We start from the raw sequence: 25,109 nt of genomic DNA on the forward strand, positions 1-25,109 counted from the left end.
GCTCGAACGCCGCCCGAACCCGCGCGTCCGCTTCCCTCCCGCGGCCGGTAGGTTCTGCGGGCGGCTCGAACCGCGGACAGAGAGGACACCTCCATGCGCAAGCTCGTCTACTACGTGGCCACGACCCTCGACGGCCACATCGCCGGGCCCGGCGGCGGCGACCCCACGGGCGAGTCCTACTTCCCGGTGCCGCAGGACCTCGTCGAGCACATCGTCGCCGAGTACCCCGAGACGCTGCCGGGCCCGGCCCGCGCCGCGATGGGGATCGAAGGCCCCGGGAAGCACTTCGACACCGTCCTGGAAGGACGCGCATCGTTCGAGATCGGTTTGCGGGCGGGCCTGCCCGACGCCTACCCGCACCTTCGGCACCTGGTGTTCTCCAGCGGCCTCGAGGCCGATCCGGCGTCCGAGGTCGAGATCGTCAGGGGCGACCCGCTCGAACGCGTCCGGGAGCTGAAGGCCGAAGACGGCCTCGACATCTGGATCGTCGGCGGCGGCACGCTCGCCCACGCGCTGCTGCCGGAGATCGACCGGCTCGTCCTCAAGCAGAGCCCGTCGGTGATCGGGAGCGGCGTCCCGCTCTTCAACGGCCCGTTCGCACCGCACGTGTTCAAGCCGGTCGGCACCGTCGAACTCGACAGCGGCGTCCGCGTCATCACGCTCGACCGCGCCTGAGCGTCAGCCGAGCAGCAGCGCCGCCCCGACGGCGGCCATCGCCACCGCCCCGCCGAGGTGCGGCACGTACGCCGGGCCCGCCTTGACACCGTGCCGCACCAGCACGACCGCGTCTCCGGCGGGGACCAGCGCCGCCGCCAGCACCAGTGCCCCGGCCAGATCCCGCGAGGCCCACAGCGCCCCCGCCGCGACCATCGCGCCGAGCGCCACGTCCCGCCACGCCGCGGCGGCCGCCCACGACCGCGCCACCGCGTCCCCGCGCTCCACCGTGATCCCGTAACTGCGCGACACGAACTCGGGCGCGACGAAGCCCGCCACGCCGAGCCCGGCCAGCCCGGCCCCCAACAGCACCGCCGCCCACTCGGCCCATTCGCCGACCATCCGCGCCCTCCTGTGTCCATTCGGCGCCCCTCACCGCCGCCGTCGCCATACGCTGGCCTGGAGCGTGGCTCTGCATCGAGGGACTGCCGTCATTCTCCAGTGGCGGTGATCGGAACCGGGAGGCGCACCGTGGACGCACCAGTCGAACCCCGCATCGACGCCCGGCGCTGGCCCGACGTCGCCCGCGTCCCCCGCTCGCCGCTGCGGGCCGCGGCGGCCTCGGCCCTGCTGCGCCGCGCCGCGAACCGCCTGCCGCTGCACGTCGAGACGCCCAGTACGTCCACCGGCTCGATCGGGCCTCCCACGCTGCGGCTCCACCGCCCCGAGGCGTTCTTCCACCGCGTCGGCGCCGGCGGCCTCATCGGCTTCGGCGAGGCCTACCAGGCCGGCGACTGGGACTCCGACGACCTGCCGGGGCTGCTGACCGTGCTGGCCGCGAACGTCGACTCGCTCGTGCCGCGGCCGTTCCAGGCGCTGCGGCGGCCCTTCGTCGGCGCCCTGCCCGCCCGCCACGACAACACGCGCGACAACGCCAGACGCAACATCGAAGACCACTACGGCCTGTCCGACGCGATGTTCGCCCTGTTCCTCGACGAGACCATGACCTACTCGTCGGCGCTGTTCGGCGGCGCCCCCGCCCGCTGGGAGGACCTCGCCGAAGCCCAGCGGCGCAAGATCGACCGGCTGCTCGACCGCACCGGCGTCGAAGCGGGCTCCGCGGTCCTGGAGATCGGGACCGGCTGGGGCGAGGCGGCCGTGCGCGCCGCCGAACGCGGCGCGCGCGTCCACGCCGTCACCTTGTCGTCCAACCAGCTCGAACACACCCGCGCCCGGGCCGCCGACCGCGGCGTCGCGGGGCGCGTCGAGGCCGAACTGCGCGACTACCGCGACCTCGACCCGGACCGCCGCTACGACGCGGTCCTCAGCGTCGAGATGATCGAGGCCGTCGGCGAACGCTACTGGCCCGACTACTTCGCGGCCCTGCGCCGCTCGCTCGCGCCCGGCGGCAGGGTCGGCCTCCAGGCCATCTCGATGCGCCACGACCGCATGATGGCCGCGCGGCGCACCCACACCTGGATCCACAAGTACGTCTTCCCCGGCGGGATCATCCCCTCGATCCCCGCGATGGAGCGCTGCGCCGGCCTCGCCGGGCTGCGCATCGTCGACCGGCTCGACTTCGGCGGCGACTACGCCCAGACGCTGCGGCTGTGGCGCGAGCGCTTCGGCGCCCACTCGGACCGCCTCGCCGCCCTCGGCTTCGACGAGGTCTTCCGGCGCACCTGGGAGTTCTACCTCGCCTATTCGCAGGCCGGTTTCGCCAGCGGCCACCTGGACGTCCACCAGCTCATCCTGGAGGGCCGCCGCTGATCCTCGCCATCACCGCGAAGCCATGACGCATTCGATTCCTCGTACGCCTGTGCTTTAATGCCTCGGTGAACGTAGCTCGGTTCGGACCTCTGATCGGCTCCATCGGCGGGCTGGTGTTCATCCTGATCAACGCGGGAGGACTGCCGGGCGCCGCGCCTCTGGTCGTCCGCCTCCTCGGCGTGGCGGCGTTCGCGTTCGTCATCTGGTTCGCGATCTTTCGCCCGCGTTCGCACCGAGCCCCGAAGGCGACGCCCACCCCGCATGAGATACGCGTCTACTGGACCTGCGTAGGCGCGATGGCCGCCGCCATCCCACTCGGCGCGATCGTCATCGCCAACGTCCTCGACGTCCCCGAACTCACGGTCTGCTGGGTGGTCCTGGTGGTCGGAGCGCACTTCCTGCCGTTCGCCAAGACCTTCGAGGCCCCCGTGTTCACTTCGGTGGCCTGGACGCTCATCGGTCTCGCCGTGATCGGCGGAGCGCTCACCCTCGCCGTCGACGCCCAGGCCGCGGCCTGGGCCGCGGTCCTCGCCGGAGTCGCACTGCTCTTCTTCTCCGCGCTCGGCGCCCACACCGGTGGGCGCCTTCGCTCGGCCTGACCGGCGCTACCGGCGCGGCGGCTCCACGTCCACCTGGGCCTTGACGACGCCGACAGGGCAGCTGAGGCCGTTGGGGCCGTGGTTGCAGTACCCGTTCGGATTGTGGTGGAGGTACTGCTGGTGGTAGTCCTCGGCGAGCCAGTACGGCCCGGCCGGGACGATGCTCGTCGTGATCGCTCCGAGGCCCGCCCGGCTCACGGCCGGCGCGAACGCGCGCTTGACCGCCTCGGCCGTCTCGCTCTGCTCGGGCGTGGTCGTGAAGATCACCGAGCGGTACTGCGTGCCGATGTCGTTGCCCTGCCGCATGCCCTGCGTCGGGTCGTGGTTCTCGAAGAACACCTTGAGCAGCTGCTCATAGGAGACCTGCTCGGGGTCGTAGACGACCCTGACGACCTCGGCGTGGCCGGTCAGGCCCGTGCAGACCTCCTCGTAGGAGGGGTTCTCGGCCTCGCCGCCCATGTAGCCCACCGACGTGGTCCACACGCCCGGCGTCCGCCAGAACAGGCGCTCGGCGCCCCAGAAGCAGCCCATGCCGAAATAGGCGATCTCGGAGGCGCCGGGGGCGGGGCCCTCGATCGGGTGATGCAGGACAGGATGGGTCATGACGCTCATGTCTCACTCCGTTCGGTCCGCGTCCGGCAAGCTTGTCACGCGGAAATAACAATCGACAGCCTTCGCCGTATTCCATTAGCGTCGGTGCATGGTTTCCAAGATTCACACGATCACGTTCGACTGCCGCGACGCCTACGCGCTCTCGAAGTTCTGGGAGCAGGTCACCGGCTACACCGAGGACCCGGACGACCCGAACGAACCGGAGCACGAGGAGAACTACATCGGGCCGGTCGACGGCCAGTCCGGGCTCATCTTCCAGAACGTCCCCGAGGAGAAGACGGTCAAGAACCGCGTGCATCTCGACCTGGTGCCCGACACCACCCGCGAGGAGGAGGTCGAGCGCCTGCTCGGCATCGGCGCGACCTTCGTGGCCGACCACCGCACCGAGGACGGCAAGGGCTGGATCGTCCTGGCCGACCCGGAGGGCAACGAGTTCTGCGTCGTGCGCTCCGAGGCCGAGCGCGCCGCCGCGGGCTCCTAGTCCGAAGACGACCGTAGGCGCCCCGAGCGGGACGCCTACGGCTCAAGTCTGTGCGCGGGGTTCACTTCTCGGCGACGGCGTCGAGGGTGCCGTCGCCGTCCGAGTCGACGGCCGCGGCGTCGTACTTGCCGTCCCCGTCATGGTCGAGCAGGACGTGGTCGATGACGCCGTCGCCGTCCGAGTCGACCGCCTTCATGTCGGCGGTGCCGTCGCCGTCGACGTCGACGTGGTACTCCACCGAGCCGTCGTCGTTGCGGCGCACGCCGACCGTCTCGTCGACGCCGTCACCGGTGATGTCCATCTTGTGCACTTCGTCGAAGCCCATGAGGCAGCCCCTAAGGAGAAGTAGGTACGTGTTGCCCGCAGCTTAGCGCGGCGGCACATGCCCGATCCGTCCGCGGCGGGCCCCCGGAGGCGCCCGATCCGTGGGACGACCTGAGGATAGGGAGGACCCACGGGCGTATGTGACGGCGCTTCGGCCTCGGGCATGGGTACGGTTAGGGGCATGCACGAGGGCCACGGATTCTCCACACTCGCGATCCACGCCGGGCAGGAACCCGACCCGCTCACCGGAGCGGTCGTACCGCCCATCTACGCGACTTCCACCTACAAGCAGGACGGCGTCGGCGGCCTGCGGGGCGGATACGAGTACTCGCGCTCGGGCAATCCCACGCGCACCGCCCTGGAGACCTGCCTGGCCTCCCTCGAAGGCGGCTCTCACGGCTTTGCCTTCGCCTCCGGCCTCGCCGCCGAGGACACCGTCCTGCGCGCGCTGCTGGCGCCCGGCGACCACGTCGTCATCCCCGACGACGCCTACGGCGGCACCTTCCGCCTGTTCGACAAGGTCGCCTCCCGCTGGGGGCTGGACTACACGCCCGTGCCGATCACGAACCTCTCGGCCGTCACCGCGTGCCTGACCGAGAGCACCCGCATGATCTGGGTCGAGACGCCCACCAACCCGCTGCTCAACATCGCCGACATCGCCGCGCTCGCGGACCTGGCGCACCGGCACGGGGCGATCCTCGTCGTCGACAACACCTTCGCCAGCCCCTACCTCCAGCAGCCGCTCGCGCTCGGCGCCGACGTGGTGGTCCACTCGACCACCAAGTACATCGGCGGGCACTCCGACGTCATCGGCGGCGCCGTGATCGTCGACGACACCGAGCTGGCCGAGCCGATCGCCTTCCACCACAACTCGATGGGCGCCGTGGCGGGGCCCTTCGACGCCTGGCTGACGCTGCGCGGCGTCAAGACCCTCGCCGCGCGCATGGACCGCCACTGCGACAACGCCGAGGCCGTCGCCGAGTTCCTCGCCCGCCACGACGCCGTCAGCGCGGTGCACTACCCGGGCCTGGGCTCGCATCCGGGGCACGACGTGGCGGGCAAGCAGATGAAGCGCTACGGCGGCATGATCTCCTTCCGGCACGCCGGCGGCGAGCAGGCCGCCGTCGACGTGTGCGACCGCACCGAGGTCTTCACCCTCGGCGAGTCGCTGGGCGGCGTCGAGTCGCTCATCGAGCACCCGGGGCGCATGACCCACGCCTCCGCCGCCGGCTCGGCGCTCGAGGTGCCCTCCGACCTCATCCGGCTCTCGGTCGGCATCGAGGACGTCGACGATCTCCTGGCCGACCTGCGCCGGGCCCTCGAAGGCTGAAGGGACCGGCCCGGCGAACCCGCACCCCCGAAACGAACGAAAGGACGAGAGCCGTGAGCTGGTCGGGAACAACCGCGCAGCAGATAGCCAAGGCGGTCAGGCGAGGCGACGCCGTCGCCGCCGTCGTCGTCGACCACCACCTCCGCCACGTCGAGGACCACCGCGAGGCGGGCGACGCCCTCACCGCGGTCCGCAAGATCGAGTCGCTCGCGGAGGCCGCGGCCGTCGACGAGATCGAGGACCGCTCGGCGCTGCCCGCCGCGGGCGTGCCGGTCGCCGTCTGCGAGCAGCTCCCGGTCACCGGGCACGCGCCGCGGCTCGGATCGAACGCGACGGTGCTGCCGATCGCGGAGACCGACCACGAGGCGGTGCAGCGCATCAGGGGCGCGGGGGCCGTGGTGCTCGGCTTCGGGCGGTCCTCGGAGCTCGGGCTGTGGCCCGCGACCGACGACGACGGCAACGTGCCGGCGAACCCGTGGCGTCCCGACCGGGGCGTCGGCGGCCCGTCGGGCGGGACCGCGCTCGCGGTGGCCGCCGGGGCGGCGCCGATCGGCATCGGCCTGGACGGGCCGGGTTCGGCCGGCGGCGTGCGCACGGCCGCTGCGGCCTGCGGGCTCGTGGCGTACAGCCCCGAGCACATGCCCGCGGACATCAACACCGACCCCGACCACTGGCTGGGGGCGCACGTGGGCGTCATGGCTACCACAGTGGACGACGCGGCGCTCGCCTACGCGGCGCTGACGCACCGCGCCCCCCGCGCGACGGGCGATCCGGGGCGGCTGCGGATCGCGGCGACGAACGCGACGCCGCTGCCGGGGCGCGTCGACGACGAGGCCACGAAGTCGCTGCTCCAGGCCGTGCGGTCGCTGACCGACCTGGGCCACGACACCTTCCGCGCCCGCCCGAAGTACGGCCCGAAGCTGACCGCCGCGTCCTCGGGCGCGTGGTCGTGCGCGGCGTACCTGCGCAGCCTCAAATGCGGGCCGGACGGCCTCCAGCGGCGCACGAAGCGGCTGGCGGCGGTGGGCGAGAAGACGTATCTGCGCGGGCTGTTCGGCGGCATCCTCGGCGACGGCGGACGGATCCGGCGCGACCTGGAGGACTGGTTCGACTTCGCCGACTACGACCTGCTGGTGACGCCGGGACTGCCCGGGCCGCCGCCCGCGGCGCAGGAGTGGTCGACGCAGACGCTGCGGTCGAACGTGACGCACCTGGTGGGCACGGCCGCGTTCACGGCGCCGTTCGGGCTGGCCGGGCTCCCGGCCCTCGTCGTCCCGGTGGGGATGCGGGGCGACGGCGTCCCGGCGACGGTGCAGCTCGTCGGCCCGCCCGGTTCCACCGGCAGGCTCTTCGACGTGGCGGCCCAACTGGTCGCCAAGCTCCGGCCCCGCCGCTACGCCCCCGGCCTGACCTGGGACTGAACCGCCCGGGTCATCCGTCGGCGCCTTCCAGCGGCCCGGACGCCCCGCTGTACTCGGCGACGCAGTCGCCGTCGACGACCAGTTCGGTCGCCACGGGCGGCGCGGGCGGGTACGCCGTGGGGTCCGAGAAGGTCACCTCGACCTCGAACATCGTCAGCCCCGATCCGGCGTCGGTGCCGGACGGGGTCGTCACCAGGTAGAGGACGCTCGATCCGGAATCGGGCTCCTCGAACTCCTGGATCGCCGCCACCACCGCTTCGAGGTCCATGCCGGAGTATTCGGGGCATTGCCACTCGGCGGCCCTCGCGGCGTCCTCCTCGTCGAAGAGCGCGTAGAGGAAGTCCGTGGTGGCGGCCACGACGTCGTCCGTCGTCGGCTCGGGCGGGCCGGTCGACACGACGTCGAAGACGCAGTACTCCTCGCCTTCCACGCGGAGGCTGGCGACGAACGCCTCCTCGACGGGGCGGTGATCGCCGGCGGTGTAGGTGAGGACGGCGTCGACATCGACGTCGGTGCCGTCCGTGTACTCCGCGCTCCCGGTGCTCAGCCGGACGTCGAGCGTTTCGCCGTCGAACGCTGCGGCGTGGGACTCGCGGAGTTCGACCAGCTCGGCCGGCGTCACTTCGGGGGAGGCGCCTTCGCAGAGGGCCTCCTCGGCCTGTTCGGGGTCGCCGTCCGAGCCGAAGCGGAGGTACTGGCCGGCCAGGTCCGTCGCCTCGGCGGGGTCTGCGTAGACCGGGACTTCGCCCCCGTCGTCCCAGGTCACGATCATGGCCACGGTCCAAGCGACGATCAGCAGGCCCAAGGAACCGAGCGTTATGAGGAGTGCGCGTCGACGCCGGGGCCGGCGGGCGCGTGGAGGTTCGCCGTATTGCGGCCCGCCGGAGGGATGGTTCGGCTGGAAGTCCATGCGATGGATCGTAGTGACGTACGTCAACTTTGCTGAAATCCATCGTGTACGACTGATGAGCTGGTTGTTTACATCGTCCCCACTCGTCTCATCCGTCCCGAGTGGAACTATCCGAGGGCTCGGCCGCTCGGTTCGGGTCTTCACGGCGCGACCACGGTGGAGCGCGGGAGACGATAGCATCGGTTGCCGAAACCCCCTTCCCCGATCCGAACGGACCGCCTCGTGCGCACACCCGTCCTCGTTCCCCTCGCCGCCTGTCTCCTCGTCGGGGCCGCCGCCTGCGGCGCCGGAACCGAACCGGCCGATCCGACCCCGTCCGAATCCCCCGCCGTGAGCGACCTCGAACGGCTGGACCGGCTCTGGGCCGACGTCGCCGCCGCCCGCTTCGACCTGAAGTACCGGGAGGCCGAACTCATCATCGACTGCCTTGAGGGCCAAGGCTTCGAAGTCCACAACACGGAGGACCTGACCCAGGGTTGGGGCCACTCCTCGATGGCGCCGAGCGCGACGCTCGAAGCGGTCGACGACCCGTTCGGCCTGCCGACCGCCGCCGAAGCGGAGACGCGCGCGCTCGGATTCTGGCTCGACTACGCCGACACCTACGACGACCAGGAGGGCATCGAGCTGCACGAGGCCGAAATGGAGGCCGAGTCCGACCCGGTGGAGGAAGTCACCGAGCTGGGCGACACCTCGGAGCTCGAACGTCTCGGCGAAGGCTGGAATCAACTGCCCCCGGTCGACCAGATGCGCTGGGAGATCGCCTACCGCGGCTTCGACTGGGCCACGACCAGCAAGACCGCCAGCATCCTCTCCGACGACGACTGGGAGGCGATCGGGCATCCCGGCGGCGAGTGGACCCCGGTGTCCTCGATGACCTCCGGTCCGCAGGGCTGTCAGGCCGAGGTCCTGAACGGGCTGTACGGGGAGCCGCGCCAGGTCGAGAACGGCTTCACCGACCCGCAGTGGGTCTGGGGACCGGTGCTCGATGCGCAGTCCGAGGCCTTCGAACCGATCGACCTGAGCGGGGAGCCCGAGGCCGATCTGCTCCTCGAATGCCTCGCCGAGGCGGGCTACGGTGATTGGGCGTTCTCGGGGAGCGGCCTCGACTTCGGCGATCACTGGCGAGAGCGGTACCTGCCTGAGGCCGCAGTGGAACGCGAGGACGGCTCCATCGAGTACAGCCACTCGGACGTCACCGACGCCGACCGCGAGCGCTATGCGACCGTCAAAGCCGAGGAGTTCGAAGCCGCGGCGGCCGTCGCCGAGTGCGACGCCGCCAGCGGGTACACCGAAGCCGCCACCGTGGCCTACCGCGAGGCCCTCGCCGCCCGGCTGCTCGACGCCGAACCGGTCTACGAGGCGTACCTGGCAGAGCTCGAAGCGGCTCTGGCGTCGATCGACTCCTGACGGGACACGGGGCGGGGCGCGGGATCGCGTTCCTCCAGGGACTCGGCCACGCGCTCATGGCCTTCTACGCCGTCACCCGACCATCCCGCTACGTCGGAAGGGTGCGTGTCTGCAATGGATGAAGACGTCTACCTCGGCGAGTTCCGGCGCGGCCCGGCCATCTTCACCGTCTTCTCCATCGACAAAGAGGGAGGCATCCGCGTCGACTGCAGCGACGGCAACGGCCCCGGCGAAATCCGCACCCTCGCCCTGGGCGGCCCTGCCCGCTGGTTCGGCGCCTGGAACGGCGATGAATGGTGCCCTGGATCGAATCGGAGACCCGCCGCATCGCCCACGGCACCGGCCCCGAGAAAACCTGAGACTCGGGCGCGGCGGTGGGCTGAACCGTTGTCACAGGCCCTCCACAGCACCGCCGCGTCCGACCCGCTCCCTCGGATCGGCAACCCCCAGGGCCGTACCGAGGGAACCACAGGGCCGGTCGATCATGGTGGAGATCGACCGGCCCTCACGCGTTCACCAGCCGTCAGCGGTCGAAGACCCGACCGACCAGCGCTTCGAAACGCGCTTTGGCTCCGCTTGTCCGCGCATGCACGTCGCTGTCGTCGAGCGCGATCAGGACGGCGCGAATCGCTCGCGAAGTCGCGGTCTCGGCGGACGGAGCCTGCCGGCCGAAGTGGATCCGCTCTGGGAGCCGATGAGACCGGCAGGGAGGTGCGGAGCGCGGCATTACGGCGACCTGGGACAACAGCGCGGGAACTCCCTGGGCGGCAACTGTGTTCGGCGAACCGGAGCTCCTTCACCCCCGCAAGGGGGCTCGGTCGCGGGTGGGCCCGGCCCCTCGCCTCTTCATCCGGTGATCACGCGTGGCTCGGGTATGCGATGTCGGGCATCAAGTCGTGGTGGACACCGACGCCGAATCACTCTTCCCAGACCGGCACGAGGGGCAGGCCCCGGCTGGTCCGCTCATGGTCGACGACGCGTTGGATCAGTTCCGTCTTGCGCTTGGTGTAGACCAGGCCGTCGTCTTCCTCAGCGGCGATACGCTGTTTCAACTCCCCGTACTCCGCCGCCGTTTCCGGATGTGTCCGAAGGTGGTCGCGAAACAGCCGCTCGTTGCGCGTGTCCCAGCTGTCGGCGGTGACGATATGCAGATGGTGGCTGCGCTGACCGTCGACGGCATCCCTGTAATAGAACAGTCGTCCGGTCATCCCGTTCTCCTGTGGCCGGTAGCCCAGACGATCCAGCGCGGAACTCCGGTCGGCGGTGACGTCGCCCAGCCTGGCAACCGATGCCATCAGGTCGATCACCGGTTTGGCGGCCAGGCCCGGCACTGACGTGCTGCCTACGTGCTCGACATCGAGGAACATGCCGGGCAGTGCGTCGACCAGCTCGGCAATGGCCTGAGCCGCCCGCTGCGGCCAGGAAGGGTCGTATTCTGCTACCTCAATCGCCACCCGCACATTGTAGATGCCGCAGATTCCCATGCCGTCCCCTGCTCGATCACATCACGCCGTGCTGGACGCTGATATCGCGCAATGAACCTCTTGCGTCCTGAGCGAGACTTGTCGCGCGGCAAGGGGTGCGTGCGATGAGCATCTGATTGGCATGGGAGAAGCTCCTGGCAGAACGACAGGTGCTCCCCCGCGAACTCCACCAGGATCATCTACCGCCGCCCTTCCTGGTCGTCCTCGCCGAAGCCGGTTCGATCGGGGAAAGCCCCTCAGGCCCCCGCAAGAACAGGATCGCGCCGTGTCATGCCGTCCTCCGTTGAGGGGCGGCGAAGTCGACTCCGCTCATGCTGGGAGAGGCGGGCGCGACCAGGCATCTCACCTGCGGAGGAAGCCGATGAGCCGCTCGTTGACCAGGTCCGGGCGCTCCGCTGACACGAGGTGCTTGGCGCCGTCGACGGCCAGGACCTCGGCGCCGTCGATCTCGGCGGCGATGCCCTCGGCGTCGGCCCGCGAGATGGTCTCGTCGTCCGTGCCGTAGACCACGAGCGTCTCGGCCTCGATCGCATCCAGCTGCTCGCGCAGGTCGAACTTGGCGATCGCCTCGCAGCAGCTGGCGTAGCCCTCCGCGTCGCATCCGGCGAAGCGCTCGCGGAACTCGGCGACGACCTTCGGGTGCGCGGCGTGGAAGTGCGGGGAGAACCAGCGGTCCATCGCGGCGTCGGCGACGGCCTCGCAGCCCTCGGCCTTGACGGTGCGGGCCCGCTCGTGCCAGCCCTCGATGGTGCCGAGCTTCGGGGCGGTGCTCATGAGCACGAGCCGGTCGACCCGGCCGGGGTGCCGCACCGCCATCGTCATCGCGATCGCGCCGCCCAGTGAGATCCCGACCATGTGCGCGCGCTCGACGCCGAGCCCGTCGAGCATGTCGGCGACGTCGTCGGCGAGGTCGCCGACGTTCCAGTCGCCCGACTCGGCGTTGGTGCCGCCGTGGCCGCGGATGTCGAAGCGCACGAGCCGGAACTCCTCGCCGAGCGGCTCGACCTGCGGTTTCCACATGTCGAGGGTGGCTCCCAGCGAGTTGAGCAGGACGACGGGCTCGCCCGTGCCGTCGACGAGGTGGTACGGAATCATGCGGCGGCCTCCTCAAGCTCGTCCGTCGCGTCGGGGGACGCGGGCCTCTCCACCGGATCGTATGGGAACCGGAGCCCGCGGGGAAGTCCAACCGCCCGATCGGACACGCCGCCTCGGCCCAGCGAAACCCCAGCAAAAGCACGTGACGGGGGTCTCCAGCCCCTGGCTGGGGGCTCGCCTCGACACTGTGTAAACTAGTCCCGGTTCCAAGGTCTGCGACCTCGGAATCGATCGCAAGGGGCTTTGGCGCAGTTGGTAGCGCGTTTCCATGGCATGGAAAAGGTCAGGGGTTCGAATCCCCTAAGCTCCACCAGCAGAAACGCCCCCGGCAACAGTTCGCCGGGGGCGTTTTTTAGACCACTGAGGGACCCACAGAGCCCCTTTATCTAGTCGACCAAGCCATCCTTGAAAGCTCGGTCCAGCAGTTCAGCGCCCTTGGTAACGACCGGCCGGAGCTGATGCCGGTAGACGGTTCGAGTCGTACTCGTGCGCTTGTGTCCGACAAGATCGGCGATCAATTCCTCATTCGCGCCCTGGTCGGACATGAGCGAAACGAACGTGTGCCGGAACTCCCGAGGCGTCCAGTTCCCCGGAACCTCGGCTGCCGCGACCACCGCCCGAAGGTCCCGCCGGACATTGGCAGGGTCACGCTCGGTGTTGTTGCTCGTGGCGAAGACGAACACCATGCGCTCTCGGCTACGTCCGGCTTCCTCTCGCTCCAACTCCTCATGGACCCGGTAAGCCGTCAAGATCGAGACCACGAAGCTCGGCAAGGCGATCGTCCGCCGACTCTTCTGCGTCTTCGTGTCACCGCCCAGCCGCACCGAACGCCACACCTCGACATACGGCGCTTCCGTCTCCGGATGCTTCGTGCCGCATGAGCAGACCTGACCCTTGACCGGGTTCAAGTGGGTGTTTTCCCACTTCAACGGCCGCGCCTCCTCAGTTCGGACGCCCGTGAACACCGACAGTGCGATGTATGGGTGAATCCAGGAGCCGCGACTAGCCCGAAGAACGGCTTTCGCCTGGTCCAAGGTCATGGACTTGCTAGGACGACCGTCTGTGCCCTTGGGTGCATCCACCAGCATGGCGACATTCCGACCGACCTTGTTCCGAGCCTCAGCGAACCGGATGATCCGACGCAGTGTCCCCAGAATCAAGCTGATGACACTAGTTGCATACCGCGAGGTCAACCCGTCAAGGAAGTCGTCCACGTCATCGGCGGTCAACTTCTTGAGCTTGGCCTTCCCAAGTCTGGCGATGATGTGTTTCTCCGTCAGGCTCGTCAGCTTGCCAACAGTCGAGGCGTTGCGACCACGAAGACCACGGGCAAGCCAGTCACGAGCGGCCTGCTCAACCGTGTACTTGTCTCCCAGCTCAATCCCAGCGTCATGCTCGTCCTTGAGCTGCTTCAGTTTCGCCCGGACGATGGTCTTCGTCCGGCCTTCCACCTTCGGACGGTTCCGAGTCCCATCAGGCTTGTAGCCCAACGAGATCTTGCCGACGTAGCACTGTTTCGACTTGTCCCAGAAGATCGTGCCGTCACCATCGCGCGCCTTCCTGCGCTTCTTATCCTGCTGGTCAGCCATGGCTCATAGCCGTTTCAGCCCCGCGGTTCCACAGGTTTTCCAGCGAGTCCACCCGACCGGCGTCGATGAAGGCGTCAAGGTCTTCCTGCTCGAATCGGACGTACTTGCCAAGCTTGTAGTAACGGATGCGACCTTCCAGAACCAAGCGGCGGATGAACCGCTCAGTCACCGCCATGTACGCGGCGGCCTCCTTGACGCCATAGCTGACGCGAACGGTCGTGTTCTCCTTAGTTGCTTCACACATGATGTTCCTTAATAGATAGATGATTCCTGAATGGACCAAAGTTCTTCACGGGCGACTTGGCGTTGTTCCCGAGCGCGGGCAGCGGCGGAGTTCGCCATGAGCGCGTCGGCTTCGGTGTGCCAGCCTTGACCGTCGTAGACCAGGTGGTTGACCAGCACCGTCGTATCAGGCTCAGCGGTGTCAACGCCGAGTTGACAGCGCGTCCAGGCCGCGCGCGCTTCGCGGAGCGATGCGAAGGTGGTCGACCAGACGCGAGCCTTGGTCAGGAAGTGGCCGCCGAAACCGAGCATGTGCGCCCACCGGCGAAGCCGAAGCCATTGCCCACCAGGCTCACCGAGGGACCAGCAAGCGTGGATGAGTCGGGCGATGTGATCGCCTGCGGGATCGGCGTATGCCTCCACGGTGTCCTCAGTGAGACGCCGGGAGACGTGGCCGGTGTCCTCGGTGGCCTTGGTGGCGTACTTGGCGAGATAGCCCGCCGCGTGGCCTTCGGTCAGCTCACCGGCACCGAGTTCGACCGTTCGCACGTCGATCTGCGATCCCCAGCCGATGCGCCAGCCGCCGGGGCGCTCAGCGTGGCCGGGAGTGGTGAACTCGGTTCCCGCAGCGGCGTCGGTCACGAGTGCGGCGATGGTCTCGGCGTCGAGGACAGGCGGAGGCGGGATCACTGCGTCGTCGCCGGGAAGGTGGCCGTCGAGGCGGATCAGGGCGTGGAAGTGGATAGCGCCCCGGCGCTGGAACTCGGCGACCTTGACATAGCGCAGCCGCACCGAGGCCGGATCCAGACCGGCCGCCTTGGCGGTCCGGGCAAGCGCCCGGTCGAGGCCGATGCGGGTGCGTCGCCATAGTTCGCCAGCGAAGCCGTTCCAGACCACTTGCGCCGCATGGTCGTAGCAGTCCAGGCACAACGGCTGTCCCAGCTCAGGGGCATCCTCACCATGACGAGCAGCGCAGGCGAGCGTAACCCCGTGTGGGCAGACCTGGGCGTCACGGCGAGCGTGGCAAGGAGCGACAGCGCCGGAAGCAGTGCGGCGGCGGGCGTGGACGGGGCCGAAGGCCGGGGCGGTGAAGGTGACGAAGACCGCCGGGTGGCCGACCACGGTGGCCGGGACGCCCTTGCCGCCGGTGAGGCCGGATCGGATGAGGTGGAAGGCGTCATGCTGGTAGGTCTTGGCGCACGAGGGGCACAGGTGGGCTCGGCGGGTACCGCACGCCTTATAGACCACGCCATCGGGCATCGTGTGCGTAGTACGGGCCGAAAGGATGTGTCCGGTCGTGCCATCGGCGGTGATCAGGTCGCCGCGCAGGCGGACCGGGGAAGCGCAGCCAGCGGCACCGGCGACGTGGGCGAGCCACGGTTCCCACCCGGTCGACTCGGCGCGGGCAATGATGCCGGGCAGGAGATCAGCGAACTTGGCGGGAAGGGCGGCCCCGCCCGCCACCGTGGAAGCAGTGGCGGGAGGAGCCGGGGCGGTCAAGGAAGTCGTCACAGGAAGACTCGCTTGACCTGGTTGTGATAGACCGCTGTGGCCGGGAGGGACATGATCCGCTCCAGCAGGCCAGCGAACGGCTCGGGGATCTCCTCACGGTGGATCTCCCACGCATAGAGGAACTCCGAGAGCTGCCCATAGTCGGGTAGTTCCTGTTGTTCGAGACCGGCCACCACTCGCATGCGGCCGATCAGTTGTTCTTTCGTCCACCCCCGGTCAAGCCGGGTTTGATGGAAATGGGTACGAGCGACCATCAGGCCACCGCCCACAGGTGCCGCTCCCGGTACTCGACCGGGGGCGACGGTTGTGCCGCCGCAGCGGCCAGGGCACGCAGCCGAGACACCAACCTGTCGGCGGTGTACTTGGCTGTCAGCGAACCCCATACGGAGCGGACCGCCTCGTCCACGATGACGGGCACGCCGTCAAGGTGGGCCAGCATGGACCGCAGGGAACGCGAACGAACTTCTCTGAAACCGATCGCGTCAAGACCGGAGACGACCAGACCCATCAGGTCCTCGAACCCCAATTCGGTGGGGTCGGTCTCCGGGAGGCCAGCGGCGACCATCGCCACGGCCAACTCATCATCGTGCAGCGCCTCCAGGACGCTCACCGAGGGGACAGCAACCATCAGGCCACTGCCTCACACAGCATGGACACCAGCTCACCCGTATCCGGGTGATCCAGGTCCAGGCCCCGACCAGAGTCGTTCCAGTCGGAGTTGTAGAAGACCGCGTTCGCCGCAGCCGTCTCCCGAGCCCGGTCAGTCTGGAACTGCCGGTACTCCAGGCCGCCCCACTTCTGGAGCGCGCCCAGCAGCTTGACCCGCTTGAGGCCGTAGTTGGTCACGCCCTGGCACGCCAGGGTTTCGACCTCGTTGATGGTGAGATCCTGCTCAAGCAGGTGAGTCGGCGCATCCGACGCATACAGCGCCACGCCCATCTCGAACACGTCCAAGGTCCCAACGACCTCGGTCAGCGGCACCGCCGCCACAGCGGTGTCACCGCTGAGCTTGCCTTCCTTGTACTGCACCACCGGGCACGCCGCACAGGCCGACCCGTCGCTGTTGATCTCGTCGCGGATGGCCGAACCCTGCTCGACCCCGGTAAACTGGGTGCGCATCTTGCTTCTCCTAATCCGTTGGAGCGATGCATCAGCCCTGATGAGTGCCTGCTCATCGGGGCTTTTTCTTGGCAACTTCCATATTACTAGTAGAACTAGTTCACTGCAAGTCGGGGTTAAGTGCCTGATTGTCGGGTAGCTGACAGACACCTAGTTGAACTAGGATTGAGGCATGACGAACTTCGACCTGACCGACCCTCGATCGCCTTCCGGACGCATCGAGACCGACCTTCGGGAGGCAATCAGAACCAGAGCCCTGAAGCCTGGTGACCGACTCGACACCTACGACACCCTCGCGCAGCAATATGGGGTCGACAAGAACACCGTCGCGGCTGCCGTAGGCCGCCTGAGAGATCAGCGGCTGGTATACACAAAGCGCGGCGTAGGCACCTTCGTAATCGATCAGTCGAAGATCGGGGCAGACCCCAATGATGAAGCAGCCCTTGACAACGAGGTATCCGAGAGCCTTACCGAGCTGCATCGGAAGCTTGCCCGGATCGAACAGAGGGTTGCCGCCCTTGAGCAGGAGAACAAGCCTGTTCCAGACCTGCCAGACGATCATCCAAGCAAGTCAACTTAGCGTTAACGGCGCGAAGTTCGCATAGCAGGGTGAACTTCGCGCGAAGGCGTTCATTAGTAGCATTCGATGTGACCATGGTCCTAGACTGGCAAGAACACGCGAAGTTGCCGAGATGTTCTGAGTTGCCTGGTGGACATTGGCAACTTGGCAACCCGACTATGGAGGCATGAGGTCAGTGTTTGCCGAGACTCTTCGCCGTCTCCTTCAAGAACGCGGATGGAGCCAAAACGAGCTGGCCCACCGCATCCCCTCCAACAAGGGCTATGTCTCGAAGCTGGTCAACGCCAAGCAAACCCCTTCCGAACGAGTTGCCGAGCGGTGCGACCAGCTCCTGAACGCCAGGGGCGAGCTTATCGCCGCCGCCCATCTGGATATAGCCGCCGCTCGCGACTCCAGCCCCAATCAGACGACTGAACTGCTACAACGCATCCGGGCAACCGATGCAAGCAGCACAACTATTGACGCCCTTCGATCAACCGTCGAAGATCTGTGCTGCCAGTACGCAACCGTTGATCCTCTCCGCCTGCGGAAGGAAGGTCATCACTGGCTACGCGAAGTCGGACGCATGATCCAACAGCCCATCGGCCTGAACGCTCACCGTGAATTGCTGGTCAACGCGGGATGGTTGGCCCTTCTCATTGGCTGCCTTGAATATGACCTTGGAATGCGAGCCTCCGCAGAGGCAACCCGTACCATGGCATCTCACTTGAGCGTCGAGGCCGGGGCTCCCGAAATTCATGGTTGGGCTCTTGAAATGAAAGCCTGGATCGCGCTGACTCAGGGCCGCTACCAGGACGTACTAGACGCCGTCGACGAAGGACAGAACCTAGCCGCAAGCCACAACGTCGCCGTACAACTCGCAGGACAAAAGGCCAAGGCCCTGGGACGTATCGGCGACGTCGAAGGTGTGCGAAGAGCTCTTGACCAAGGTGCGCACATTCTGGATCAGTTTGAGGAACCTTTGCGCCCAGATAACCATTTTGCGATCGATCTTCCGAAATGGCAGTTCTATGCCATGGATGCCTACTCTCAAGCACAGGACTATGACCTGGCAACTCAATACGCGGACGAAGTGATTCGACTTGGAACTACTCCACAAGGCATTGAGATCTCGCCCATGCGAAACCTGGAAGCGAAACTAGTTCTCGCTATCACCGCAGCACGCCAAGGCGAACTCGACCAGGCCGTTGGAATGGCCGATGAAGCTCTCAGCACCAATCGCAAGTCTTTGCCGTCCCTGCTGATGTTTGCGGGAGAGCTATCGAGCGAGCTTCAGCAGCGATTCCCAGACGAGTCCGCGACCAAGGACTTCCAAGAGCGTCTTCGGACCTTGGCTGGTTAGTGATTGCACGCCCAATCCTTCGACGGAGACCGCCAAGGAACCTGTGAGAACTTTCTATACATCTTCAAGGCGGCCTATCGGCCGCGTGCACGCCGCCGCGGCGTGGTCCTCGCTGCGCTGCGGGCAGCGCGCGGCGGCGGCACACACGAAGGAGCCGCCTGAAGATGAGATGGAAAGTTCCGGCCGGAACCCTTGGCCGGGGACCCCGTCGGGCGCGCGGCCTGGGCTGTGAGCGGGCGATCCCTGCGGGGCCGCCCAGTCGCCGGTCCAGCTTATCGCGCGCCCGACCCCGGCCAATGAACCCGGCCTCCAATGTCAACCTTGAATTAACACCACTTTGGACAGTCTGACGATACCAAGTTGGGACCCATATGCCGGGGAAAGGGTCGGTCAACTGCGGACAGAACCGGATCACGAACGATGCCAGATTTCAGCCTTGACCCGCAAATTCTTATGCCAAATCGGACACTCTTCGCTCAAAAATCCTGATGGCATGGAAAAGGTCAGGGGTTCGAATCCCCTAAGCTCCACCACTTTGATCAACACCGCCTCTGAGCAGGCGAAACAAGTTCGGATTCGTGACACCTTCATGGTCGTGTCCGAACAACGGCTCATGATCTCGAACCGCCGGTTATCCGTTCCTTATACCTCAGTTGTTACTCAGGGTTCCAAGAAGCTCTCAAACGAGGCCGGAGTCGCCGCACACCAGCGGGGATCGGCCGATCCAGGTGTCTTGCTCGACGGCGTCGAGGACGATCCAGCGAGGTCCGCGGTTGATCTACTTGCGGATTTGACGGCGCCGGATGCCCTGGCGTGCGCCGGACCGACGGGTGAGGGCGACGGCGCGGGCAGGCGTCCAGTCGGTCTCCTCGGCGGCGGTGCGGACGTTGCCGATGTCGACGGGCGTGCCCTTGACCGGTCCGACACCGGGTGGGACCGCGACCGCACTGGGGTCGCGGCTCCGCCCGGGCGCGGGGCGCATACGTGAGCAGGTGCGTCCCCGCGCGGGGACCGCCGCCGAGGACGAGCAGGTTCGCCCTATGGAAATTTCAGCATCAGCCGAATCGGTCACGGTGCAGCGGTGGCCGTGGCGAGTTCCCGGGCGCGGTCGTGGGCGTGTGCCATCGGTGCCTCGTATTTCGGCAAGAGCGCCGGGGCGTGCGGGACCATGGTCAGTTCGGGGATCACGGTGGTCACGTCCAAGCCGAGCAGGTCGTCATGGCCGAGGACACAGTACGGGCACGACGTAGTCAAATCCCTCCCTCGGGCACCGGGTTCATACCTGCCGCGCGCGGAGATCAGCACCGCCGGGCCTCTGCGGCTGGGGACGGCCCGGCGTGGCCGAAGGTGCGGCCGTCGACGACGATCTGGTCGAGCCACGCCTTGAACACCGACGGCAGGGTGAACGTCGCGAAGCCCCGGCGCAGCAGCGCGAACCTGTCGACCTCGGTCGCCCGTTCGGCATGGACTTCAAAGCCGAGATGCACCCGCACGGTCCCACGTCCGAATATTTGTTCGTTTGGTTCCGAACAACATGTACAATCTTGGTATGAGTGACGTTGAGGCCTTCATTGAGGAAGCGGGGCTCTTCTTTGAACGGCTCGGCCTGAGTCGAACAGCCGGCGGGGTCATGGGATATCTGCTCACGGCCGATACGGAGGGCGCGGACGCACCCGAGCTGTGCGCGACCCTGGGCGTGGCCAAAAGCAGCATGAGCGTGGCCCTGCGGCAACTGGAGCAGGCCGGCCTGCTCGAACGGTTCCGCCGTTTCGGGCACCGCCGAGACCGATACCGACTCACCGAAGACGTCTTCGGGCGCGCGTTCCGGGCCAAAATGGCGGAGTTCGAACGCTTCCAGCAGTTCGCCGAACAAGGGCTGGAAGCCGTCGGCGACGACCCTGCCCGGCGCAAACGCCTGGAGAACATGCGCGACATGTACGCCTTCATGGCCGAACGGTTCCCGCGACTGCTCGACGAATGGGAGTCGTCCCGATGAGGGCCCTCATCATCACCACCGGCAGTCGCGGCGACATCCAGCCGTTCATCGCACTCGCGCGCGGCCTCATCCGAGCAGGGCACGAGCCGCTGCTGGCAGCCCCGCGCCGCTTCGCGCCGCTGGCGCATCCCCATGGCGTCCCCTTCGCCGCCCTGGACGACAGCGTGCTGGAACTCCAGGGCGAGCTGGCGGGCAAGGGCACGCGCGCCGCACTCACCGCCGCGGGCAAGTTGAAGCCGTTGATGCGGCGCTGGCTCGACGACCTCGCCTCGCTGGCGGACACGCCGACGGACATCGTGGTGTACGCGCCGAAGACCCTCGGTGCGCCGTCGCTGGCGGAACGCATGGACGTGCCTTCGTTGCCCGCCTTGACCATTCCGCTTTTCCAGCCGACCACGCACTTCCCGGTGCCGATCGCCGCCGCACGGCTGCCGCGAGTGCTCAACCGGCCGAGCTGGCGACTGGCGGGGGCAGTGGAGGCCCCGTGGCGGGGTCTGGTGAGCCGCTGGCGCGAGGACGCTCTCGGGCTCGCGGGCTCCGCGCCGAGCCTCACTGAGCGCATCGCTGCGAACGGTGTCCTCAACGCCTGGAGCCGGCACCTCCTGCCCGCACCGACGGACTGGCCGGCCGCCGCCCGGCCATTGGGCTTCTGGCCCCTTGCCGCCGAACCCGACTGGCGGCCTCCCGAACGCCTCACCCAGTTCCTCGATCAAGGCGAGCCTCCCGTGTACATCGGGTTCGGCAGCGCCGTCGGTCGCCATCCCGAGAAACTGACCGGGACCGTGCTGGAGGCACTGCGCCTGACCGGGCGCCGTGTCATCATCGCCACCGGCTGGGGCGCGCTCAAAGCCTCCACAGAAGACAAGGACGTTCTGTTCGTGGACGCGGTTCCCCATGACTGGCTGCTGCCGCGCACCGCCATGGCCGTCCACCACGGCGGCGTGGGGACCGTCGCCGCCGCAATGCGCGCGGGGATCCCTCAGATCATCAAGCCCTTCATCGGGGACCAGCCGTTCTGGGCCCGACGCGTCCACGCCCTCGGCATCGCGCCCCCACCGTTGGGGAGGCTCACTCCCGAGCGGCTGGCGGCGTCGATCGACCGAGCTGCGGGCCTCGCCGATGAGGCTCGTGCCCTCCAAGCGCTCGTCAAGGCCGAGAACGGCATCACGGCCGCCGTCGCAGCGATAGAGCAAGCCGCCGAGTAACCAGCAAGACCGCGTAGGCGTGCGTCGATGAGCTCTTGTCAACCTGGTTGAGTTCGGTTGCGGGGCGACATGAAAGCTCATGGCAGAACAACAGCTGCCTACTTCCGTTGCCGCCAAGAGCTTCGATAGCTGATATACCAGCCGGCCTGCCGCTCTCGACCCGCGCCCTCGGTCGGCTGCTGCGGTGCCGGTGGCACCGCAGCAGCCGACTGAATCAGGTGACGTGACTGGTGTTTGATGTGAGACTGCCGGAGGGACGCCGTGCGCAACGAGGTTCGCGCCGCCGGTGTCGAAGACTGGCTTGAGCGCCTGCCCGCGCTGGTCTCGAGCCTTGAGGCTGAAGGACGATGCCCAAGCTGCCAGACGAGGTCGCCGCTGAACTGCGCGACCTCCGGGCACGGGTCCGCGACCAGGATAAACGCCTGCGTGAGCAGGAGCAGGAGATCGAGATCCTCGCAAAAGCGACGGCCTGGTTCGCCGGTCGAAACCCGAACGGTTCGCGTTGATCGCCCAGATCGACGCGGCGAACCAGGCCCGACCCGCCGACAAGCGGGTCTCGCTGCGGCGCGCCTGCGCGCTGCTGGAGGTCAGCGCCTCCGGCTACTACGCCTGGAAAGGCCGCGCTCCCTCCCGGCGCGACTCGCATCAGCCGCGGCCGATCCGGACCCGTCACAGCGCTGCTGACACGTCCCCGCCAGACCCCTACCCGATGATGAGGACACCACGATGACCACTCCTGCGAACCGATCGCCGATCAAGCGACGCTCCCTGTTCAAAGCCACCGGTATCGGCACCGCCGGAGCCGCCGGGCTCCCCCTCGCCGCCGGCTGCGGTGACGTCAGCGGTGGAGAAGGCAACGTCCAAGAACTCGACCAGACCCTCGACATCCTGCCCGAGTACAAGGAATGGCCGCTCCCGGCCCAGCCCGACCTGATCGGCGAACCCCCGCACCACCCCAGCGCCTTCCTGAGCTTCCCCGATCCGGTGCCCCAGGCGATCCCGAACCCGCCGAGCAACTCCGGCACCTACCAGGTGTACGTCCCCGACTGGGGTCCGGCGATGAGCAAGGACGACCCGTACTTCGACGCCATGCAGGAAGCCGCGGGCGGGACCAGGATGGAGTTCGTCCAGAACCCGGCCGGCACTTACGGCGACGCCGCCGTGCAGTGGATCAGGGCCGAGGAGTTCGGCGACGCGATCTTCCTGCAGGCCTACATGTCCGGGGCCGACGCCAACTTCAACGAGACCGTCATCAACCGGTTCGCGAACCTCACCGACCACCTCTCCGGCGACATCTCCGAGCGCTGGCCGCTCCTGGCCGATCGCGGCGACGACGCCGGGAGATGGGCCGTCTCCGGGACCGACTGGATGCCCCCGGCCTGGTTCGGCCTCACCGCCGGCAGCGGCTGGATGTGGGACGGCTCGGGCATGGTCCACAACTTCGAGCGACCCGAGTACAAGGACTACGTCGAGTTCCACCGCACCCTGACCGACGGGCAGCTCCGGCACCCGGGCGTGGGCACCGCGGACTTCGACCACCGGGCCGCGCAGCGGTCCGGTGAGGTCGTCTTCGACCAGGACGGCTGGAACCGCTGGCCCGAGCTCACCGCGGAAGTGCGCACGACCGGTGAGAACCCCGACTTCGAATACGACGCGGACGGCAAGCCCGCCTTCACCGAGGCCGGGAACCTCTCGAAGCAGGACTCGTTCGCCTACACCGCGATGAGCGGCGTCACCCAGGTGTTCATCGGCGGCCCCGCCGACGTCGTCGAGGCCCGGTTCGCGTTCGACGAAGCCATGCAGCCGTACCTGGACGAGAACCTGTTCAAAGGGCTCCGGCTCACCGCCCCCGAAGCCGGCGGCAACGCCACGACCGTGTTCAACGAGAAGGTCCAGAACATCATCTACGGCCGGGCCGAACTCAGCGAGTTCGACGCCGCGGTCGAGACCTGGAAGGCCGAGGGCGCTGAGGAATCCCGCGAATTCTACGAGCAGGCCTACAGGCAGCTGCACGGCGAGTAGCCGCTGCCGACCGTCACCGCGAAGGAGAGACCATGAGTGCGAGACCACTCGCTCTGGCCGCCGAACTGCGTCGCCGCACCGTCCTGGCTGGCGCCGCCCTCGGCGTGCGCGACCTGCGACGGGTTCTTCTTCCGCGACCAGCACATCGCCGTGGTCGGCGGTGATGTCGCCGAGCAGGACCGGGAGGGCGTAGAAGAGCGCGCCCCAGCTGGTGACCTGGGTGGCGCACAAGGCGACGAGCACACGCCGCGGCACCGGTCGGTGGTCTCGGGGGCGCGGTGCGGGCGGGCATGGGGTCAGGCCTATCCGATCTCCTTGCGGGAGTTGAACACCAATGGCGCCAAGGAACGGACGACGCGGGTGGCGTCACGTCCGACGCCGCGGATGCTCGCTGAGGAGAGGCTGCGTTGCCATTCCAAACCCACGAATCCGAGGCCGGGTACGTCGGTGGCGAGTCCGCCCCGATGGCGAGGGTGTCCGTGCGCGTCGAGGACGTCGAGCCCGGTGAGGTAGTCGAGGGCGGGGCGGTAGCCGGTGGCGAGGATGAGGGCGTCGATCCTCTCGCCGGTGCTGTCGCTCCAGCGCACCTGGTCGGTCTCCAGCGAGTCGAACATGGGCCTGTGGTCGGGGCGCCGGTGGGCGATGGCGGCGCGGTAGCGGCCGGTGTCCAGGACCGGGACGGTCGGCGGGTGGGTCAGGAAGCGGCCGACGGGGGCGGTGTCCAGACCTGTGACGGTGTACCAGAAGTGCAGGTCCCGGCCGAACGGTCGCTGTGGCGCGAAGCGAAGTCTCCCGCGGGTGGTGACAGTGACTCGGGCGTGCTCGGCGAGTTCGGCGGCGATCTGGACTGCGGAGTTGCCGCCGCCGACGACCACGACCCGCTGACCGGTGAACGGCTCGGGCCGCTTGTAGTCGGCGGCATGTATGACCGTTCCGTTGAATCCTTCGATGCCGGGCAGGGCGGGCCGGTAGGGGTTGGTGAACCCTCCGGTCGCGGCGACGACGGTGCGGGCGTGGAGCTCTCGACCATCGGCGAGATGGGCGGTGAAGATCCCGTCGTGGTGTTCGACCGTTCGGACGTGGTGGCCGGTGCGGATGTCGGCGTCGAGCTCCTTGGCGTATGCAGCGAGGTAGTCGATGACTTCGTCGCGGTGGGGGTAGCGGTCGGGATCTCCGGGGAAGGGCTTCCCGGGCAGGGATGAGTAGCGGGCTGGGGAGAAGAGGGTCAGGCTCTCGTAGTAGTGGGGCCAGGCGCCGGTCGGGGCGTCGCCGGCTTCGAGGACGACTGATGCGACCCCCGACTTGCGGAAGGCGTGGGCGGTGGCGAGGCCGGACTGGCCGGCGCCGATGACGAGGGCGTCGATGGGGTCCATGGCCGCATCATATCGTCATTCCATGATTTCACGAAATGATGATATGAAGTTAGGCTGGGACT

General features: G+C 67.9%; 30 protein-coding genes and 1 tRNA gene. 16 read left to right on the forward strand and 15 right to left on the reverse strand.

The features are described from left to right. Positions 1–93: 93 nt before the first annotated feature. Positions 94–675: a dihydrofolate reductase family protein gene (locus YWW_RS0102090; RefSeq protein ID WP_026928791.1), complete on the forward strand. Its 582-nt coding sequence runs from the start codon at positions 94–96 to the stop codon at positions 673–675. 3 nt (positions 676–678) lie between these two features. Here YWW_RS0102090 and YWW_RS33630 read toward each other — a convergent pair whose 3' ends face one another. Further along, complete coding sequence (locus YWW_RS33630; RefSeq protein ID WP_051325268.1) at positions 679–1,056, reverse strand: DUF4267 domain-containing protein; 378 nt, start codon at positions 1,054–1,056, stop codon at positions 679–681. A 129-nt stretch (positions 1,057–1,185) separates the two neighbouring features. Between YWW_RS33630 and YWW_RS0102100 the strand changes: the two genes are divergently transcribed. Both YWW_RS0102100 and YWW_RS33635 read left to right on the forward strand, forming a co-directional pair. Continuing rightward, positions 1,186–2,424, forward strand: a complete 1,239-nt coding sequence (locus YWW_RS0102100; RefSeq protein ID WP_035697538.1) for an SAM-dependent methyltransferase — start codon at positions 1,186–1,188, stop codon at positions 2,422–2,424. A gap of 65 nt (positions 2,425–2,489) precedes the next feature. Next, entirely contained in the window at positions 2,490–3,023 is a 534-nt protein-coding gene (locus YWW_RS33635; RefSeq protein WP_051325269.1) for a hypothetical protein, read from the forward strand. A gap of 6 nt (positions 3,024–3,029) precedes the next feature. Here YWW_RS33635 and msrA read toward each other — a convergent pair whose 3' ends face one another. Continuing rightward, positions 3,030–3,635, reverse strand: coding sequence for a peptide-methionine (S)-S-oxide reductase MsrA (gene msrA, locus YWW_RS27830; RefSeq protein ID WP_035697432.1), 606 nt, complete (start codon positions 3,633–3,635; stop codon positions 3,030–3,032). An 88-nt stretch (positions 3,636–3,723) separates the two neighbouring features. On the opposite strand from msrA, the gene YWW_RS0102115 reads away from it, so the two are divergent. After that, positions 3,724–4,116: a VOC family protein gene (locus YWW_RS0102115; protein WP_026928793.1), complete on the forward strand. Its 393-nt coding sequence runs from the start codon at positions 3,724–3,726 to the stop codon at positions 4,114–4,116. A gap of 61 nt (positions 4,117–4,177) precedes the next feature. On the opposite strand, the gene YWW_RS27835 is transcribed toward YWW_RS0102115, so the two are convergent. Beyond that, a complete protein-coding gene (locus YWW_RS27835) occupies positions 4,178–4,441 on the reverse strand; it encodes a hypothetical protein (protein ID WP_051325270.1) in 264 nt (87 codons plus the stop codon). A 180-nt stretch (positions 4,442–4,621) separates the two neighbouring features. Between YWW_RS27835 and YWW_RS0102125 the strand changes: the two genes are divergently transcribed. Then, complete coding sequence (locus YWW_RS0102125) at positions 4,622–5,770, forward strand: cystathionine gamma-synthase (RefSeq protein ID WP_026928794.1); 1,149 nt, start codon at positions 4,622–4,624, stop codon at positions 5,768–5,770. Between the two features lie 53 nt (positions 5,771–5,823). Next, positions 5,824–7,191 (forward strand): amidase family protein, encoded by a 1,368-nt coding sequence (locus YWW_RS0102130; protein ID WP_026928795.1) that lies wholly within the window; start codon positions 5,824–5,826, stop codon positions 7,189–7,191. Between the two features lie 10 nt (positions 7,192–7,201). Here the strand turns inward: YWW_RS0102130 and YWW_RS0102135 are convergent, their stop codons facing one another. Then, complete coding sequence (locus tag YWW_RS0102135; protein ID WP_026928796.1) at positions 7,202–7,996, reverse strand: hypothetical protein; 795 nt, start codon at positions 7,994–7,996, stop codon at positions 7,202–7,204. Between the two features lie 327 nt (positions 7,997–8,323). Between YWW_RS0102135 and YWW_RS0102140 the strand changes: the two genes are divergently transcribed. Next, the gene (locus YWW_RS0102140) at positions 8,324–9,508 is read left to right on the forward strand and encodes a hypothetical protein (protein ID WP_026928797.1); all 1,185 of its coding nucleotides are present in this window, start codon (positions 8,324–8,326) and stop codon (positions 9,506–9,508) included. A gap of 917 nt (positions 9,509–10,425) precedes the next feature. Here YWW_RS0102140 and YWW_RS0102145 read toward each other — a convergent pair. Together YWW_RS0102145 and pcaD are read right to left on the reverse strand one after the other, a co-directional pair. Further along, the gene (locus tag YWW_RS0102145) at positions 10,426–10,962 is read right to left on the reverse strand and encodes a GrpB family protein (protein ID WP_211228393.1); all 537 of its coding nucleotides are present in this window, start codon (positions 10,960–10,962) and stop codon (positions 10,426–10,428) included. Between the two features lie 372 nt (positions 10,963–11,334). Beyond that, entirely contained in the window at positions 11,335–12,087 is a 753-nt protein-coding gene (gene pcaD / locus YWW_RS0102150) for a 3-oxoadipate enol-lactonase (RefSeq protein ID WP_026928799.1), read from the reverse strand. 237 nt (positions 12,088–12,324) lie between these two features. On the opposite strand from pcaD, the gene YWW_RS0102155 reads away from it, so the two are divergent. After that, positions 12,325–12,400 (forward strand) — tRNA-Ala (locus YWW_RS0102155). Positions 12,401–12,473: 73 nt separating this feature from the next. Here YWW_RS0102155 and YWW_RS0102160 read toward each other — a convergent pair. Genes YWW_RS0102160 through YWW_RS0102185 form a run of 6 tightly spaced genes read right to left on the reverse strand, consistent with a single transcriptional unit; the run spans position 12,474 to position 16,529 of the window. Further along, entirely contained in the window at positions 12,474–13,676 is a 1,203-nt protein-coding gene (locus tag YWW_RS0102160; RefSeq protein ID WP_026928800.1) for a tyrosine-type recombinase/integrase, read from the reverse strand. Continuing rightward, positions 13,669–13,920 carry a helix-turn-helix domain-containing protein gene (locus YWW_RS0102165; protein WP_051325271.1) on the reverse strand — a complete coding sequence of 84 codons (252 nt, stop codon included), beginning with the start codon at positions 13,918–13,920 and terminating at the stop codon, positions 13,669–13,671. Before YWW_RS0102165 ends, YWW_RS0102160 begins: the two co-directional genes overlap by 8 nt. A gap of 8 nt (positions 13,921–13,928) precedes the next feature. Beyond that, positions 13,929–15,410, reverse strand: coding sequence for a replication initiator (locus YWW_RS0102170; RefSeq protein WP_026928802.1), 1,482 nt, complete (start codon positions 15,408–15,410; stop codon positions 13,929–13,931). Beyond that, positions 15,407–15,664 (reverse strand): hypothetical protein, encoded by a 258-nt coding sequence (locus YWW_RS27840; RefSeq protein WP_155829819.1) that lies wholly within the window; start codon positions 15,662–15,664, stop codon positions 15,407–15,409. The genes YWW_RS0102170 and YWW_RS27840 overlap by 4 nt, the downstream gene beginning before the upstream one ends. Continuing rightward, on the reverse strand, positions 15,664–16,038 hold the full coding sequence (locus YWW_RS0102180; RefSeq protein WP_026928803.1) for a hypothetical protein: 375 nt from the start codon (positions 16,036–16,038) through the stop codon (positions 15,664–15,666). Before YWW_RS0102180 ends, YWW_RS27840 begins: the two co-directional genes overlap by 1 nt. After that, complete coding sequence (locus YWW_RS0102185) at positions 16,038–16,529, reverse strand: hypothetical protein (RefSeq protein WP_026928804.1); 492 nt, start codon at positions 16,527–16,529, stop codon at positions 16,038–16,040. Before YWW_RS0102185 ends, YWW_RS0102180 begins: the two co-directional genes overlap by 1 nt. A gap of 172 nt (positions 16,530–16,701) precedes the next feature. Here YWW_RS0102185 and YWW_RS0102190 point away from each other — a divergent pair, with 172 nt between their 5' ends. From YWW_RS0102190 to YWW_RS35655, 3 genes are all read left to right on the forward strand, one after another. Beyond that, positions 16,702–17,109 carry a GntR family transcriptional regulator gene (locus tag YWW_RS0102190; protein WP_026928805.1) on the forward strand — a complete coding sequence of 136 codons (408 nt, stop codon included), beginning with the start codon at positions 16,702–16,704 and terminating at the stop codon, positions 17,107–17,109. Positions 17,110–17,284: 175 nt separating this feature from the next. Then, positions 17,285–18,451 (forward strand): helix-turn-helix domain-containing protein, encoded by a 1,167-nt coding sequence (locus YWW_RS34710; protein ID WP_162145907.1) that lies wholly within the window; start codon positions 17,285–17,287, stop codon positions 18,449–18,451. 436 nt (positions 18,452–18,887) lie between these two features. Next, positions 18,888–19,439 (forward strand): hypothetical protein, encoded by a 552-nt coding sequence (locus YWW_RS35655; RefSeq protein ID WP_155829821.1) that lies wholly within the window; start codon positions 18,888–18,890, stop codon positions 19,437–19,439. An 80-nt stretch (positions 19,440–19,519) separates the two neighbouring features. Here YWW_RS35655 and YWW_RS33640 read toward each other — a convergent pair whose 3' ends face one another. Both YWW_RS33640 and YWW_RS33645 read right to left on the reverse strand, forming a co-directional pair. Then, positions 19,520–19,705 carry a hypothetical protein gene (locus YWW_RS33640; RefSeq protein WP_026928807.1) on the reverse strand — a complete coding sequence of 62 codons (186 nt, stop codon included), beginning with the start codon at positions 19,703–19,705 and terminating at the stop codon, positions 19,520–19,522. A gap of 44 nt (positions 19,706–19,749) precedes the next feature. After that, a complete protein-coding gene (locus YWW_RS33645; protein WP_155829823.1) occupies positions 19,750–19,944 on the reverse strand; it encodes a hypothetical protein in 195 nt (64 codons plus the stop codon). 56 nt (positions 19,945–20,000) lie between these two features. Between YWW_RS33645 and YWW_RS0102215 the strand changes: the two genes are divergently transcribed. From YWW_RS0102215 to YWW_RS0102225, 5 genes are all read left to right on the forward strand, one after another. Beyond that, positions 20,001–20,447 carry a GbsR/MarR family transcriptional regulator gene (locus tag YWW_RS0102215; protein WP_162145908.1) on the forward strand — a complete coding sequence of 149 codons (447 nt, stop codon included), beginning with the start codon at positions 20,001–20,003 and terminating at the stop codon, positions 20,445–20,447. Further along, positions 20,444–21,652 carry a glycosyltransferase gene (locus YWW_RS0102220; RefSeq protein WP_026928810.1) on the forward strand — a complete coding sequence of 403 codons (1,209 nt, stop codon included), beginning with the start codon at positions 20,444–20,446 and terminating at the stop codon, positions 21,650–21,652. The genes YWW_RS0102215 and YWW_RS0102220 overlap by 4 nt, the downstream gene beginning before the upstream one ends. A gap of 347 nt (positions 21,653–21,999) precedes the next feature. After that, the gene (locus YWW_RS35660; RefSeq protein WP_155829827.1) at positions 22,000–22,158 is read left to right on the forward strand and encodes a hypothetical protein; all 159 of its coding nucleotides are present in this window, start codon (positions 22,000–22,002) and stop codon (positions 22,156–22,158) included. Continuing rightward, positions 22,155–22,382: a hypothetical protein gene (locus YWW_RS35665; protein ID WP_155829829.1), complete on the forward strand. Its 228-nt coding sequence runs from the start codon at positions 22,155–22,157 to the stop codon at positions 22,380–22,382. The genes YWW_RS35660 and YWW_RS35665 overlap by 4 nt, the downstream gene beginning before the upstream one ends. Beyond that, a complete protein-coding gene (locus tag YWW_RS0102225; protein WP_026928811.1) occupies positions 22,379–23,674 on the forward strand; it encodes a type 2 periplasmic-binding domain-containing protein in 1,296 nt (431 codons plus the stop codon). Before YWW_RS35665 ends, YWW_RS0102225 begins: the two co-directional genes overlap by 4 nt. Before the next feature lie 302 nt (positions 23,675–23,976). On the opposite strand, the gene YWW_RS0102235 is transcribed toward YWW_RS0102225, so the two are convergent. Beyond that, positions 23,977–25,047, reverse strand: a complete 1,071-nt coding sequence (locus tag YWW_RS0102235) for a flavin-containing monooxygenase (protein ID WP_026928812.1) — start codon at positions 25,045–25,047, stop codon at positions 23,977–23,979. Positions 25,048–25,109: the final 62 nt, after the last annotated feature.

The organism is Glycomyces tenuis DSM 44171 (assembly GCF_000427885.1).
GTDB lineage: Bacteria > Actinomycetota > Actinomycetes > Mycobacteriales > Micromonosporaceae > Glycomyces > Glycomyces tenuis.